Genomic DNA, 15,857 nt, shown 5'->3' with positions numbered 1-15,857 from the left:
TCAGGCACCCGCGCCGATACGCGCCAGCGCGACGTCAATATCCAGTTCGCTGCGTTCGCCGGTGTGGCGGTTCTTCAGTTCGACAATCCCCGCCTTCGCGCCACGGGGGCCGACGATGACCTGCCACGGATGGCCCATCAGGTCCGCATCGGCGAACTTGACGCCCGCGCGTTCCGGACGGTCGTCATACAGCAGGCGATCCGGGGCCGCCGCATACAGCCGTTCGCAGATTTCATCACACTGCGCGTCGCCATTTTTCAGGTTGATGATGACCGCGGCAAACGGCGCGACCGTTTCGGGCCAGATGATGCCCTGATCGTCATGGCTCGCCTCGATGATCGCGGCGACAAGGCGCGAGACCCCGATCCCATAGGACCCCATTTCGGGGAACAGCGGCGCCCCGTCCGGCCCGCTGACGGAAATATCCATCGATTCCGTATATTTACGGCCAAAATGGAAGATGTGCCCGACCTCGATCCCGCGCCCTTCCCTGCGACGTTCGACCGGCACCTTCGCCCATTGCGCCTCGTCATGCTTCTCATCCGTCGCGGCATAGAACGAGGTCATGCGCCGGAAGAATTTCTCAAGCGACGTCCGGTCCGAAATATCCACCGGTTCCGACAGCCAGTCCTGTTCCTCAAGCGCGCCATCAAAGAACACGCCGCTTTCGCCCGTGGGGGCAAGGACAAGGAATTCGTGGCTGAGTTCGCCGCCGATCGGCCCCGTATCGGCCACCATGGGGATCGCCTTGACCCCAAGGCGCTGGAACGTGCGCAGATAGGCCAGCATCATGCGGCGATAGCTGTCGACCGCCGCGTCGTAATCGGCATCGAAGCTGTAGGCGTCCTTCATATAGAACTCGCGCCCACGCATCACGCCAAAGCGAGGACGTACCTCGTCGCGGAATTTCCACTGCACGTGATACAGAACCTGCGGCAGCTCGCGATAGGACTTGACCACCTGTCCGAACAGGTCCGTCACCATTTCCTCGTTGGTCGGTCCATACAGCAGGTCGCGTTCGTGGCGGTCACGGATACGCAGCATTTCGGGACCATAGGCGTCATAGCGGCCCGAACGCTTCCACAGTTCGGACGACTGCAGCGTGGGCATCAGCATTTCCTGCGCGCCGATGGCGTTCTGTTCCGCGCGCACGATGTCGGCAATGTTGCGCAGGACCCGCAGGCCCGCCGGCAGCCATGCATAAATCCCCGCCGATGTCTGGCGGATCAGGCCAGCCCGCAGCATGAGACGGTGCGAGGTGATCTGCGCCTCGGCGGGATTTTCCTTGAGGGTGGGAAGAAAGCTGCGGGACAGACGCATGTGCGTATCAACCTTATATTCAGAACCGATCCAGACGGCGCGAACCGTAACCCAATAATATCACCCGTGGAATGGGGCATATGCACGCCCGGCGACGACAGGTTCCCCCACCACACCCAAGCGTGATCGAAAACCCGGCCGCCAGCCGTTCAACATCCCCGTGAGGCAGGTGACACGCCCGGTCGGTCATGTCTAGATTACCCCCACGATCCGAGTGTCGAAAACGCCGCCGGGTTTAGGGAAAAAACGTCCTGTAATAAAAAACGTCCTGTAATAAAAGAATGGCAGGAGACGGAACACCGTCTCCTGCCATAATCATTTCCATCTTCCGCCAGCGGACGGAACGGATCTCACACTCGCAGCAGGTGGACATCCACCAGCGGACGCTTCTGCAGCTTGCGCCCCAGCGCGCGGCGCAGCGCCGTCTTGGCCGCGTCGCGGAAGGTCACGTCATTTTCGCGCAGCTCATCAGGAATTTCATCCAGCGCATTGCCGAATTCCTCGGTCACGCGGGCGGTTTCGGGATCTTCGGCATCCAGCAGTCCGGGCGCGCTGACCTTGGGGTCGCCGATCAGGTAGCCTTCCTCATCCACCGCAAAACTGCCAAGCACGATGCCGTTGAACAGCATGCGCCGACGCGCCGAAAGCACGCCGCCATTCATCTGCAGCAGGCGCCCGCCATCCAGCACGAGACGGCCGGTCGGCGCGGTATCGACGACCTCGAACGCTGATTCCTTCATGCTCAGGATATCGCCATCCTCCAGCAGGACCGGCGCGATATCGAGTTCCTGCGCGATGGCGGCATTGGCGGTCAGGTGGCGCCATTCGCCATGAACCGGAACGAGGTATTTCGGACGCACCATTTCATACAGGCGCCGCACGTCCCCACCCGTCGCATGTCCCGACACATGGACCAGATGATCGCGGTCGGTAATCACGTTGATGCCGCGCCGCGTCAGGTTGTCCTGCACCTGGATGACCGCCTGTTCGTTACCGGGGATCATGCGGCTGCTATAGATGACGTTATCCCCCTCGCCCAGCGAGATGTTGGGATGGGTATCCACCGCAATGCGCGACAGGGCCGAACGGGGTTCCCCCTGGCTGCCGGTCACGATCAGCAGAAGCTGGTTGTCCGGAACGGAATTGGCCTCCTGTTCCGAAAGGAAGGGCGGAATATCGGCCAGATAGCCACATTCGCGCGCCGCGACCTCCAGATTGCGCAGGGAACGGCCCACGACGGCCACGACGCGGTTGGCGGCCCGCGCCGCCTTGGCGATCGTTTCCACGCGCGCGACGTTACTGGCGAAACAGGTCACCGCGACCCGTCCCTCCAGCGTCGCGATCAGCTTCGTGATCTCGCGACGGACATCGGCTTCGGATGCGGAGGGACCCTCGGTGCGGACGTTGGTGCTGTCGCATACCATCGCCAGCACGCCCTCGCGGCCCAGCGCCTCGAACGCCGCGATGTCGGTCGGCGGGCCGACCTGCGGTTCGGGGTCGAACTTCCAGTCACCGGTATGGACCACGATCCCCTGCGGGGTACGCAGGACCAGCGCCTGCGCCTCCGGCACGGAATGGGTGACGGGGATGAAGCTCAGGTCGAAATCGCCAACGCGGAACGCGCCGCCGGGGGGAATGGTGTGGATCGGCACCTGCTGGAGCAGCTGCGCCTCCCCCAGCTTGCGGCGCAGCACGGCGGCAGCGAACGGCGTGGCATAGACCGGGCAGCCAAGCTGCGGCCACAGATGGGCGACAGCGCCCAGATGATCCTCATGCGCGTGGGTGATGACCAGCCCAACCAGCGCCTTGCGGCGTTCGGCAATGAATACCGGATCGGGCAGCAGGATTTCGGCCTCCGGCGTGTCGTTGCCGCTGAAGCCGATGCCGCAATCCACCGCCAGCCAGCTTTCGCCCTGCCGGTAGAGATTGAGGTTCATCCCGATTTCACCTGTCCCCCCCAGCGGGAGGAATTCCAGATCTGTCATGTCATTCATATGATACCCTGCTGTTCACTGTTCACACCTTTCGATTCAGACAGGCGGGAGAGCGTCCCCCGCCAGAATTCCTGTCATTCCGTGCCTCGGTTCGAGGCAAAACCCGTATCCCGCGCCCTTTGAAGCGCCTGTGGACCCCACATCCCCACGAAGCCGCGCCCGTCCCGCACATGACCGCCAGTGGCGGCATCCCGCGGGATCCGGGGGCTCGACGCAGGTCATAGACCCACTTCTACCCTTAATATGGGTGACAAGGGATTAACATGTAATCCCCCATGCTCAAACGCATTATGAATTCCACGTACGGAACGGGCGGGCAATCGCCCTCCTCCGTCCCCCATTCATGCGCCCAGAAGGACTTCACCCGTCGAAACCCGGCGCACGCCATCCGGGGTGCGCAGATGCAGCAGCCCGTCCTCCCCGATCCCGTCGAACGTCCCCTGAACCATCCCCCCGCGTGCCATGACACGGATGGGCGTTCCCACGGGATGCCCGCGATCCAGCCATGCCGCCCGCACCGGCGCAAACCCGTCGCTGGCATGGCGTGCGATCCAGACGTCGAGCATCGTCAGAACCGCGCGCGCCACCTTCCCGACGTCGGGCACGGGACCGCCCTGCGCCATGCAGGCAAGATCACGGCCCTCGATCACCGGAGCGACACGCAGGTTCGCCCCCATGCCGATCGACAGCCACCGTCCCGCATCGCCATCCCCCCCCTCGATCAGGATGCCGGCCACCTTGCGCCCGTCCAGCAGAAGGTCATTGGGCCATTTCAGGGTCAGGCGGTGCCCCTCCTCCAGCCACGGCGCCAGCGCGTCGTGAAAGGCCAGCCCGGCAATGAACGGCCACAGCCCGATCGGGGTTGCATCCATGCCCGGCCGCAGCAGCACCGACATCGACAGGTTTCCGCCCGGATCGACCCAGCCACGCCCCCTGCTGCCGCGTCCCTGCGTCTGTTTCAGGGCAAGGATCGCCAGCCCTTCCGCCGCACCTTCCCCTGCCCGGCGCAGGCACAGGTCAGAGGTGGAGCCAAGCGTGTCATAAATTTCAAGATGCCACGGACCCCCAAGGATCCGTGGCACCTCCATGACCGTAACGGGAATGGAAGGATCCATTACCTCAGCAACGCCTGCGCCGCCGCCTGCGCCGCCGTGGACACCGGGCCAAACGCCACGATGAACAGGCACGTCACCAGCCCCATGCCAACGGAGATGAAGGACAGGGAAACAGGAGGACGGTCAAACGCGGCCTCCGCCGTATCGAAGAACATGACCTTCACGATCCGCACGTAATAATAGGCACCGATAATGCTGCTCAGCACGCCAATGACCGCCAGAACATACAGGTGCGCGTTGATGGCGGCATAGAAAACCATCAATTTGCCGAAAAATCCAGCCAGCGGCGGTGCGCCCGCCATGCTGAACATGAAAATGGCCATGGCGGCGGCCATTCCCGGCGCCGTCTTGCCCAGGCCGGCAAGGTCGGAAATCCGCGTCATGGCGAACCCCTTGCGCCGCATGGCGACAATCCCGGCAAACGCGCCGACATTCATGAACAGGTAGGTGACGAGATAGATCAGCGTCCCGCGCGTTCCCTCCGGCGTGGCAGCGGCCATGCCCATCATCGCGTATCCCATGTGCCCGATGGAGGAATAGGCCATCAGCCGCTTGATATCCGTCTGGGCGATCGCGGCGATGGAGCCGAACAGCATGGAAGCAATGGAAACCAGTTCGATCAGCAGCCGCCACTGGTCCGTCATATGACCGAACGGACCGATCATCACGCGCAGCAGCACGGCAAAGGCCGCGATCTTGGGCGCGCCCGCCATATAGGCCGTGACCGAGGACGGGGAGCCCTGGTACACATCAGGCGTCCACATGTGAAACGGCACCGCCGACAGCTTGAACGACAGCCCGACCAGCATGAATACGATGCCGATCATAAGGCCGGTCGGCAACGCCGCCGTGCCTGCCACCGCCGTCTGGAGCCCGCCATATTCCAGCGTTCCGGCAAAGCCGTACACCAGGGCGATCCCATACAGCAGCAGCCCCGAGGCCAGCGATCCCAGCACGAAATATTTCAGCCCCGCTTCCGCCGCGCGGACCTGATCGCGGGCAAAGGCGCACAGGATATAGATCGCAAGCGACGACAGTTCGAGCCCGACAAACAGCGTCATCAGGTTGCCCGATGACGCCATCATCATCGTGCCCAGCGTGGAAAACAGGATCAGGACGGGGAATTCGAACTTCGCGACCTCCATTTCCCGGGCATAGCCCACGGTCATCATGGTCGCGAGGAACGCCCCGCACAGGGAAAGGATTTTCATGAAGCGGGCAAAGTCGTCATTCACGAAAATCCGGTTGTATCCCACCCCGTCAGGCGTAAACAGCACCAGTACGCCGGTTACGAAGAACGCCGCCATCGCCAGCATGGAGCACGAAAAAAACGGATTTTCCTTTTTCTGCACCACCCCGAACACCAGGATGGCGAGGCCCGAGATCGCGAGCACGATTTCAGGCAGAGCAAGTGTCCAGTTCATAGGTTCACCCTCGTCATCATGGCGTCAGTGCGCGAACAGCATGGTGGACAGCAGCACCACCAGGCCGATCAGCATCGTAAAGGCATAGACCGCGATCGATCCTGTCTGGATCCGCACCGCCTGTCCGGCGGACGCCACGGTCATGCGGGCCAGCCCTTCGGGAATGCCCTCGACCACGCCTTCGTCCACGTCCTTCCACAGCACGCGCGCAAGCGCCTTGTACGGACGGATCAGTATCAGGTCATACAGTTCGTCGAAATACCACTTGTTCAGCAGGAACAGGTAAAGCGGCCGCAGCGCACGGGCCATCGCCCCCGGGATCGCGGGCTGCAGGATATAGCAGACATAGGCGATCAGGATGCCGCCAACGGCCGCGATGCTCGGCACGAGGGAAATGAAGCCCGGCGCATGTTCCATCATTTCGATGATGTTGTTGCCCGGCGCGTTCGCGATCGCCCCGTTCCAGAACGCCACCTGGTCTTTGCCGATGTAATGTGGCGCCAGCAGGATACCGCCCAGCACCGCGCCAAAGCCCAGCACGATGACCGGACCGGTCATGGAAATCGGGCTTTCATGCGCGCCTTCATGCAGGTGGGCATCACGCGGCTTACCATGGAAGACCAGGAAGATCAGCCGCCAGCTGTACAGCGCGGTCAGGAACGCGGTCACGCAGCCCATGGTCCAGCCATACCGTCCCAGCGTCGCGGGCGACATCCATGCGGCATCAAGGATCGCATCCTTCGACCAGTACCCGGCGAAGGGGAAAATCCCCGCCAGCGCAAGGCTGCCGATCCACATGCAGACATAGGTCAGCGGGATCTTGCGCCACAGCCCGCCCATGCGGAACATGTCCTGTTCATCATGCACGGCATGGATCACGCAGCCCGCACCAAGGAACAGCAGCGCCTTGAAGAACGCATGCGTCGTCAGGTGGAACATCGCCGCCTGATAGGCCCCGACCCCGACCGCAACGAACATGTAGCCCAGCTGCGAACAGGTGGAATATGCGATCGTGCGCTTGATGTCCGGCTGCACCAGTCCGACCGTCGCCGCGAAGAAGCAGGTGGTGCCGCCGATCAGGATGATGAAGTCACGCGTCATCGGCGCAAATTCGACCAGCGGCGACATCCGCGCCATCAGGAACACGCCCGCCGTGACCATCGTGGCCGCATGGATCAGGGCGGATACGGGGGTCGGTCCCTCCATCGCGTCAGGCAGCCATGTATGCAGGAACAGCTGCGCCGATTTGCCCATCGCCCCGATGAACAGCAGCATGCAGATCACCTCCATGGCGCGATGGGCGCCAAACAGGTGATACACATCATTCATGTGGGCAGGCACCATCGCGAAGATGTCGTCATACGTCACGGTGCCGAATTCGACATACAGCAGCGCGATCCCGACCAGGAAAAACAGGTCCGCCACGCGGTTGACGACAAACGCCTTGATCGCGGCGGCGGCGGCGGATGGCCGCGTGTACCAGTACCCGATCAGCAGATAACTGGCGAGGCCGACGCCTTCCCAGCCAAAGAACAGCTGAAGCAGGTCATTCGACGTCACCAGCATCAGCATCGCGAACGTAAACAGCGACAGGTAGGAAAAGAAGCGGAAGCGCGGCATGGTCTCATGCGCCATGTATCCCGTGCTGTAGATATGCACGAGGGTCGAGACCACGCAGACCATCGCCACGATCGACACCGACAGTGCGTCCATGCGCAATCCCCACGCGACATGGAAATTACCGGCCTGGATCCAGTCGGCCACGGGCACAAGCGCGGTCACCATTCCGACCTGCCCCTCGATCATGAGGGTGCCGATCGCGGCCATGCTGGCAATGAGCATCAGGATGATCGTCAGCGCCTGCGACAGGGCGTCGCCAATGATGCGGCCCCCCATCCCCGCGGTCAGGAAACCGATCAGGGGCGCGAAAACCGCGATTTCAAAAAGGCAGGATGCCGTTTGCATGATCCGATCACCCTTTCATCATCGTAATGCGGTCGACCTCGATCGAGCCGCGATTACGGAAATAGACAGTGACGATGGCAAGGCCGATCGCGGATTCCGCCGCCGCGATCGTCAGCACGAACAGGGTGAAGACCTGTCCCGACAGATCGCCCAGCGCCGCCGAAAACGCCACGAAATTGATATTGGCCGACAGCAGGATCAGTTCGATCGACATCAGGATGATGATGACGTTCTTGCGGTTCAGGAAAATACCGAACACGCCCAGGACCAGCAGGATCGCACTGATGACAAGGTACGGCGTGACGCCAATTGTGGCGATTGCACTATTCATTGTCCCGACTTTCGTTTTTCGTGACGTCCTCGACCACGACCAGCGCGGTGGACTCCTCCAGCCGCTGTTCCTCCTCGCGATAGGCCTGGGTGCCATAGGTCCCCGGCACGGCCGCGACGTCATAGGACTGGTGCGGGCGCAGGAACCCGCCCAGCGCATCGACACTCTGGCCCAGGGGAAGCGACAGCAGTTCCATGGAATCCGCCGCCTGGCGTTCATGCTGGCGTTCGATGTCCTGGCGTCGTCCCGTCGGCCGGTCACGCAGCGTCAGCACGATCGCGCCGATCATCGCCACCAGCAGCACCAGCGCGCAGGCCTGGAACAGGAAGATGTAGTGCGTATAAAGCACATCCCCCAGCGCGGCCGTGTTCGAACGCGTGGGCGAGGACGGGACAAGGTGCCCCACATCGCCAATGTTGGACGCAAAGCGCCAGTGCATGAACGCCAGCACCAGTTCCGCCAGAAGCACACCGCCCAGCGCCGCGCCGATCGGGGCATAGCGTTGCAGCCCCTCGCGCGCCTGGGCGATGCGGATGTCAAGCATCATGACGACAAACAGGAACAGCACCGCGACGGCGCCGACATAGACGATGACAAGGATCATCGCCAGGAATTCGGCCCCCGCGATCAGGAACAGTCCCGCCGCGTTGAAAAACGCCAGTATCAGGAACAGGACCGAATGCACGGGATTGCGGGCGCTGACCACCATCGAGGCAGAAAGAACCAGGACCGCCGCAAATATGTAAAAGACGATTTGGGTCATCATGGGTGACCTTCCTGCCGCATGGATATTTCCTCCTGCTGCCCGCATGTCCACCTGCCATCGCGCGGATGGAAGGGGGACATGCGATCCGCCACGTCAACGATACGGCGCATCCAGCTCCAGCCGGCGCGCAAGAACGCTTTCCCAGCGATCGCCATTGGCGAGCAGCTTGTCCTTGTTGTACATAAGTTCTTCGCGCGTCTCGGTCGCGAATTCATAGTTGGGGCCTTCAACGATCGCATCCACGGGGCATGCTTCCTCGCACAGTCCACAATAGATGCACTTGGTCATGTCGATGTCGTACCGGGTGGTACGACGCGAACCGTCGTCGCGGGGCTCGGCCTCGATCGTGATGGCCTCCGCCGGGCATGTCGCCTCGCACAGCTTGCACGCGATGCAGCGCTCTTCTCCGTTGGGATAGCGGCGCAGCGCATGCTCGCCCCTGAAACGCGGCGACAGCGGCCCCTTTTCATAGGGATAGTTGATCGTCGCCTTGGGCTTGAAAAACGCCTTCAGCGTCACGCTCATGCCCGAGACCAGTTCGCTCAGCAGGAACGACCGGGCGGTACGGCTCAGATATCCCATCAGCTTGCTCCTCCGGGCAGCAGGCCCGTCACCATCAGAAAACCGGCCGTCAGAACCATCCACGCCAGGGAGAACGGCAGGAACACCTTCCACCCCAGCCGCATCAGCTGGTCATAGCGATAGCGGGGGAAGGTCGCGCGCACCCAGATGAAGACGAACAGGCAGAACAGGATCTTGGCAATCAGCCACAGCGGCCCCGGAATCCATGTCAGCGGCGCGACATCCAGCGGCGGCAGCCAGCCACCAAGGAACAGGATGCTGACCATGCCCGACATCAGGAACATGTTGGCATATTCACCAAGGAAGAAGAGCCCGAACGCCAGCGCCGAATATTCGACGAAAAAGCCCGCCACCAGTTCGCTCTCCCCTTCGGGAAGGTCAAAGGGCGCGCGGTTGGTTTCCGCCAGCGCGGAGATGAAGAAGACGATGAACATCGGGAACATCGGCAGGCAGAACCAGACATGGCGCTGCGCCAGCACGATGTCGTTGAGGTTCAGACTGCCGACCGCCAGCAGGACGGAGACGATCACAAGGCCGATCGAGACCTCGTAGGACACCATCTGCGCCGCCGAACGCAGGCCGCCAAGGAAGGCATATTTCGAATTGGACGCCCAGCCCGCGATCAGGATGCCGTAAACCCCGAGCGAGGAAATCGCCAGCAGGTAAAGCACCCCGACATTGATGTCGGCGATCGCAAGGCCGTTGCCCGTCGGGATGACCGCCCATGCCACCATCGCCAGTGAAAAGGTCAGGAAAGGCGCGAACAGGAACAGCATGCGGTTCGCGCCCGCCGGGATGACCGTTTCCTTGGTCAGCATCTTGATCGCGTCGGCAAAGGCCTGCAGCACGCCGAACGGACCGTTGACGTTCGGCCCCTTGCGCAGCTGCATCGCGGCCATCACCTTGCGTTCGGCCAGGGTCAGGTACGCAACCCCCAGCAGAAGCGGCACAAGCACGGCCAGCGTTTCCAGAACGATCAGCAGAACCTGGCCCACGACCGTATGTAAAAAGAAATGCGTCACCTCACCTTACTCCGCTGCCTGGGCCGGGGGATGGACATAGGTCCGCGAACAGGTCTCCATCGTCGGGCTGGCGCGGCAGATGGGACTGGTCTGGTAATAATCCGCGATCACCGGAACAAAGGGGGTGGAGGCAATCGCCACCTTTCCCCCATCGGGACTGATGCCCTGCGGTGGCGCGAACCGGGGATGACCCTGCCGCGCGAAAACCGGATTGACCTGCGCCAGACGCGCGCGCAGCGCCTCGAGCGTGTCATAGGGCAGCGTATGCCCCACCACTTCGGAAAACGCGCGCACGATACGCCAGTCCTCGCGCGCGTCACCCGGCGGCATGACCGCGCGGAACGACTGCTGCACGCGGCCTTCGGTATTGACGTAGGTGCCGGGCTTTTCCGCATACAGCGCGCCGGGCAGGATCACGTCCGCCCGCGCGGCGCCCGCATCGCCATGGTGTCCCTGATAGATGACGAAGGTATCGTTGCCGATGCGATCGACCGGGAATTCATCCGCGCCCAGCAGCCACAGGACTTCCACCCCGTCATTGAGCATGCCCGCGACATCGCGGCCGCCCTTTTGCGGGACAAAGCCCATATCCAGACCGGCGACGCGACTGGCGGCCGTGTGCAGGACGTTGAAGCCATGCCACTGCGCATCCAGCGCACCCACCTGTCCCGCAAGGTCCCATGCCGCCTTGAGGATCGCGCGTGCGTCAGGCCGCGTCAGCGCCCCGTGCCCGACGATGATCATCGGCCGCTCGGCCTTTTTCAGGACATCGAGGAACGGCGAACGCCCTGCCGCAAGGTCCGCCAGCGCATCCGGCCCGTCGCCCAGCACTTCGACGGCATAGGTGGGATCGGCCTGCGGCGCGCCGATCATCGCGATCGGGAACTTGCCCCGGCCGGCGGTGACGAAACGCTTGCGAATGCGCGCGTTCAGGACGGGGGCCTCCTGCCGGGGAATGGCCCCGACAATCAGCAGTGCGTCCGCGTCCTCGATGCCGGTGATGCCGGTATTGAACGTATAGAAATCGCGGTGCGACAGGTCGTAATCCGCCCCGTCCTGACGGCAGTCGATGTTCGGCGATCCCAGCGCGCCCATCAGGTCCTTCAGCGCCAGCATGCTTTCGGCATCGCACAGGTCACCGGCAATCGCGCCGATCCGTTCCCCCGGAACGCCCTTGAGCCGCTTTGCCAGCGCGACGAAGACATCCTGCCATGACGCGGGCTGCAGCTTGCCATGCACCCGCACCCAGGGCCGGTCGAGGCGACGGTGACGGAAGCCGTCCACGACGAAACGCCCCTTGTCCGCCAGCCATTCCTCGTTCACCTCGTCATTGGTGCGCGGCACGATACGCAGCACGCTGGCGCCACGGGCCTGCATCACGATGTTGGTGCCGACCGCGTCGCACACGTCGATCGAGTCCGTGCGCTTGAGCTCCCAAGGACGCGCGGTAAAGGCATACGGCTTGGACGTCAGCGCGCCCACCGGGCAGATGTCGATCAGGTTGCCCGACAGTTCGGAAGTCAGCGCCTTTTCGACGTAGTTGGTTACTTCCATGTTTTCGCCGCGCGAGACGGCGCCAAGTTCCGGCACGCCCGCGACCTCGGTCGCGAAACGGATGCAGCGCGTGCACTGGATGCAGCGCGTCATGACCGTCTTGACCAGCGGGCCAAGATACTTGTCCGTCACCGCGCGCTTGTTTTCGAGATAGCGCGAATGGTCCGCGCCATACCCGAACGCCTGGTCCTGAAGGTCGCATTCGCCGCCCTGATCGCAGATCGGGCAGTCAAGCGGATGGTTGATGAGCAGGAATTCCATGACCGCCCGCCGCGCCTTGCGCACGACCTCGGTATCGGTCAGGATCTGCATCCCCTCGCCCACCGGAAAGCCGCACGACGCCACCGGCTTGGGCGCGCGGACCACCTGCACAAGGCACATGCGGCAGTTGCCCGCCACCGACAGCCGTTCGTGGAAGCAGAAACGCGGGATTTCCTTGCCCGCGGCCTCGCAGGCCTGAAGGGCGCTGGACCCGGCCGGGACTTCGACGGGAATGCCGTCAACGGTTACTTTTACCATGCCACTCACTCCGCCGCGCTCGGAAGGTCGGCGGGAACCTGCACCAGACGCCCACCGCCATGGGCGGCCTTGTAGGCGCGGATGCGTTCCTCCATCACCGGGCGGAACCGCCGGATCAGCCCCTGGATGGGCCATGCCGCCGCATCGCCCAGGGCGCAGATCGTATGACCTTCAACCTGGCGCGTTACCTGTTCGAGCATGTCAATCTCCTCGATCTCCGCGCGGCCTTCGACCATGCGTTGCATGACACGCATCATCCATCCCGTGCCCTCGCGGCAGGGGGTGCACTGACCACAGCTCTCATGCTTGAAAAACTGGGAAAAACGGGCGATGGCGCGGATGATGTCGGTGGATTTGTCCATCACGATCATGCAGGCCGTGCCAAGGCCTGAACCTTCGGCGCGCAGGCTGTCGTAATCCATCAGGACCGTGTCACATACCTCACGCGGCAGCATCGGCACGGAACAGCCGCCCGGAATGACCGCCAGCAGGTTGTCCCAGCCGCCACGCACGCCGCCGCCATGTTTTTCGATGATGTCCTTGAGCGGCACGCCAAGTTCTTCCTCGAACACGCAGGGCGTGTTGACGTGGCCGGAAATGGCCATCAGCTTCGTGCCCGCGTTGTTCGGACGGCCCAACCCGGAAAACCACGACGCCCCGCGCCGCATGATCGTCGAGGTCACGGCAATGCTTTCGACATTGTTGACCGTGGTCGGACAGCCATACAGCCCCATCGCCGCGGGGAATGGCGGCTTCATGCGGGGCTGCCCCTTCTTGCCCTCGAGACTTTCGAGCAGGGCCGTCTCCTCGCCGCAGATATAGGCACCCGCCCCGCGATGGATATAGAAATCGAAATCCCATCCCGACCCGGCGGCGTTTGGACCGATCAGTCCAGCCTCGTATGCCTCGTCGATCGCATGCTGCAGATGCCGCGCCTCGTTAAAGAATTCGCCGCGGATGTAGATATAGGATTTGTGCGCCCCCATCGCGAAGGAAGCGATCAGCGCGCTTTCGATCAGCTTGTGCGGATCGTGGCGCAGGATCTCGCGGTCCTTGCAGGTGCCGGGTTCGGATTCATCACCGTTGATGACCAGATAATGCGGCCGCCCGTCCGATGTCTTGGGCATGAATGACCATTTGACCCCGGTGGGGAAACCCGCGCCGCCACGGCCGCGCAGGCCGGATGCCTTCATCTCCGCGATGATTGCATCACGCCCGCGCGCCAGGATGGCGGCGGTATCGTTCCAGTCGCCACGCTGTCGCGCACCCGCCAGCCGCCAGTCGTTCTGACCGTACAGATTGGTAAAAATCCGGTCCTTGTCCTCAAGCATGTCCCGTCTTTCCTACCCGTTATCCTGCGTGCCGCCGGCCTGCTGCCCCGCAGTGTCCAGCAGCGTCTTGCGCCCCCCGACCGGGGCGGAATCCATGCGATCGATGGTGGGGCCGGGCTTCGGACGCTCACCCCGGCGCAGGGCCGCGATCAGTTCCGTCGTGCGCGGACCGTCCATGTCCTCGTAATAATCATCGTCAACCTGAAGGATCGGCGCATTGGCGCAGGCGCCAAGGCATTCGACCTCGGTCATGGTGAACAGGCCATCCGCGCTGGTTTCGCCAAAGGAATGGATGCCTGTCGCGGCCTTGCATGCCGCCGTCACGTCGTCCGATCCCCGCAGCCAGCACGACGTCGTCGTGCAGACCTGAAGATGGTATTTGCCGATCGGCTTCGTATTGAACATCAGGTAGAAGGTGGCGACCTCGTAAACCCGGATGGGCGCCATCTCCAGCCGGTGCGCCACCGCGTCCATCGCGACACGGGGAACCCATGCGCTGCCGGTCTGGCGTCCCATCTGCTTCTGCACCACGTAAAGCAGCGGGATGACGCCGCTGGCCTTACGTTCGGGGGGATACTTCGCGAGTATCTGCGCGATCTGCTGCTCACTTTCGGAATCGAACGTGAATTCAGCAGGTTCCGCGTTATGAGGTGTGTTGGAATCCGCGGACATGTCGTTCACCTGTCTATTTCGCCGAACACCAGATCAAGCGAACCGATGATCGCAACCGCGTCGGCCAGCATGTGCCGCCGCGCCATCACGTCCATGGCCTGCAGATGGGCAAATCCGGTGGGGCGAATCTTGCATCGATAGGGCCGGTTGCTGCCATCGGCGACCAGATAGACGCCGAATTCCCCTTTCGGGCTTTCAACGGCGGTATAGGTCGCGCCCGGCGGCACGTGGTACCCTTCGGTAAACAGCTTGAAATGATGGATCAGGGCTTCCATCGACCGTTTCATTTCCCGCCGCGGGGGCGGGGCGATCTTGCGATCCTGGACCTTGATCGGTCCCGGCTTCATCTGCGCCAGGCACTGCTCGATGATCCTGACGCTTTCGCGCATTTCCGCGACGCGCACCAGATACCGGTCGTAACAGTCGCCCTGACGCGCCACCGGCACGTTGAATTCGACCTTGTCGTAATTGTCATAGGGCTGCGACCGGCGCAGGTCCCACGGCACGCCGGACGCCCGCAGGCACGGCCCGCTGAATCCCCATGCCAGCGCCTGTTCCGTGGTAAAGACGCCAATACCGACCGTGCGCTGTTTCCAGATACGGTTGTTGGTCAGCAGGGATTCGAGGTCATCGATCCAGCGCGGGAATTCCGTCGTCCATTCCGCGATACGGTCCTCAAGCCCGGCCGGAAGGTCACGCGCGACGCCGCCGGGACGGAAATAGTTGGCGTGGAAGCGCGCGCCGGACGCGGCCTCATAAAACTCCAGCAGCTTTTCACGTTCCTCATACCCCCACAGGGCAGGTGTCAGCGCGCCGCAGTCCAGCCCGAACGAGGTCAGGTTGAGGATATGGTTCAGGATCCGCGTGATTTCCGCGAACATGACGCGGATCCATTTCGCGCGGTCCGGGATTTCGAGGTTCAGCAGCTTTTCCGTCGCCAGGGCGAACGCCTGCTCCTCACACATGGGGGAGACGTAATCGAGACGGTCGAAATACGGCAGGGCCTTGGGATAGGTCTTGTATTCAATCAGCTTTTCTGTGCCGCGATGCAAAAGCCCGACATGCGGAATGGCACGGGTAACGACCTCGCCCTCCATTTCCAGCACCAGACGCAGCACGCCATGGGCCGAAGGATGCTGGGGACCGAAATTCAGCGCATGCGAATCGATTTCGACGACATGCTTCCTGACATCGCCGTCGCTGTCTTCGGGAAGCAGCGCTTCAGGAATATCCTCCTGCAGGGTCACGTCACTCATCGTTCT

At 62.7% G+C, this 15,857-nt stretch carries 13 protein-coding genes; all 13 read right to left on the bottom strand.

Annotated elements, in window-relative coordinates:
* The 13 genes from proS to NJLHNGOC_RS01460 all read right to left on the bottom strand — a co-directional run bounded on the left by proS (window position 1) and on the right by NJLHNGOC_RS01460 (window position 15,851).
* A complete protein-coding gene (proS, locus tag NJLHNGOC_RS01520) occupies window positions 1–1,320 on the bottom strand; it encodes a proline--tRNA ligase (RefSeq protein ID WP_113594754.1) in 1,320 nt (439 codons plus the stop codon).
* A 350-nt stretch (window positions 1,321–1,670) separates the two neighbouring features.
* Window positions 1,671–3,314, bottom strand: a complete 1,644-nt coding sequence (locus NJLHNGOC_RS01515; protein ID WP_113594753.1) for a ribonuclease J — start codon at window positions 3,312–3,314, stop codon at window positions 1,671–1,673.
* A gap of 341 nt (window positions 3,315–3,655) precedes the next feature.
* On the bottom strand, window positions 3,656–4,429 hold the full coding sequence (locus NJLHNGOC_RS01510) for a biotin--[acetyl-CoA-carboxylase] ligase (RefSeq protein WP_113594752.1): 774 nt from the start codon (window positions 4,427–4,429) through the stop codon (window positions 3,656–3,658).
* Window positions 4,429–5,853 (bottom strand): NADH-quinone oxidoreductase subunit NuoN, encoded by a 1,425-nt coding sequence (nuoN, locus tag NJLHNGOC_RS01505; RefSeq protein ID WP_113594751.1) that lies wholly within the window; start codon window positions 5,851–5,853, stop codon window positions 4,429–4,431. Before nuoN ends, NJLHNGOC_RS01510 begins: the two co-directional genes overlap by 1 nt.
* A gap of 24 nt (window positions 5,854–5,877) precedes the next feature.
* Window positions 5,878–7,818, bottom strand: coding sequence for an NADH-quinone oxidoreductase subunit L (nuoL, locus tag NJLHNGOC_RS01500; RefSeq protein ID WP_113594750.1), 1,941 nt, complete (start codon window positions 7,816–7,818; stop codon window positions 5,878–5,880).
* Window positions 7,819–7,825: 7 nt separating this feature from the next.
* Window positions 7,826–8,149 carry an NADH-quinone oxidoreductase subunit NuoK gene (nuoK, locus tag NJLHNGOC_RS01495; protein ID WP_110094251.1) on the bottom strand — a complete coding sequence of 108 codons (324 nt, stop codon included), beginning with the start codon at window positions 8,147–8,149 and terminating at the stop codon, window positions 7,826–7,828.
* A complete protein-coding gene (locus NJLHNGOC_RS01490; protein WP_113594749.1) occupies window positions 8,142–8,915 on the bottom strand; it encodes an NADH-quinone oxidoreductase subunit J in 774 nt (257 codons plus the stop codon). Before NJLHNGOC_RS01490 ends, nuoK begins: the two co-directional genes overlap by 8 nt.
* 93 nt (window positions 8,916–9,008) lie before the next feature.
* Complete coding sequence (nuoI, locus tag NJLHNGOC_RS01485) at window positions 9,009–9,497, bottom strand: NADH-quinone oxidoreductase subunit NuoI (RefSeq protein WP_110094249.1); 489 nt, start codon at window positions 9,495–9,497, stop codon at window positions 9,009–9,011.
* Window positions 9,497–10,519, bottom strand: coding sequence for an NADH-quinone oxidoreductase subunit NuoH (gene nuoH / locus NJLHNGOC_RS01480; RefSeq protein WP_110526138.1), 1,023 nt, complete (start codon window positions 10,517–10,519; stop codon window positions 9,497–9,499). The genes nuoI and nuoH overlap by 1 nt, the downstream gene beginning before the upstream one ends.
* Window positions 10,520–10,525: 6 nt before the next feature.
* Window positions 10,526–12,592, bottom strand: a complete 2,067-nt coding sequence (gene nuoG, locus NJLHNGOC_RS01475; RefSeq protein ID WP_113594817.1) for an NADH-quinone oxidoreductase subunit NuoG — start codon at window positions 12,590–12,592, stop codon at window positions 10,526–10,528.
* A 5-nt stretch (window positions 12,593–12,597) separates the two neighbouring features.
* Entirely contained in the window at window positions 12,598–13,923 is a 1,326-nt protein-coding gene (gene nuoF, locus NJLHNGOC_RS01470) for an NADH-quinone oxidoreductase subunit NuoF (RefSeq protein ID WP_110560174.1), read from the bottom strand.
* Window positions 13,924–13,935: 12 nt separating this feature from the next.
* Complete coding sequence (locus NJLHNGOC_RS01465) at window positions 13,936–14,595, bottom strand: complex I 24 kDa subunit family protein (RefSeq protein ID WP_113594748.1); 660 nt, start codon at window positions 14,593–14,595, stop codon at window positions 13,936–13,938.
* Window positions 14,596–14,600: 5 nt separating this feature from the next.
* Complete coding sequence (locus tag NJLHNGOC_RS01460; protein WP_113594747.1) at window positions 14,601–15,851, bottom strand: NADH-quinone oxidoreductase subunit D; 1,251 nt, start codon at window positions 15,849–15,851, stop codon at window positions 14,601–14,603.
* Between the last annotated feature and the right edge of the window lie 6 nt (window positions 15,852–15,857).

It is taken from the genome of Novacetimonas cocois, from assembly GCF_003311635.1.
Lineage (GTDB): Bacteria > Pseudomonadota > Alphaproteobacteria > Acetobacterales > Acetobacteraceae > Novacetimonas > Novacetimonas cocois.
Note: the sequence above shows the minus strand (reverse complement) of the source record. Positions and strands in the feature narration are given on the sequence as shown.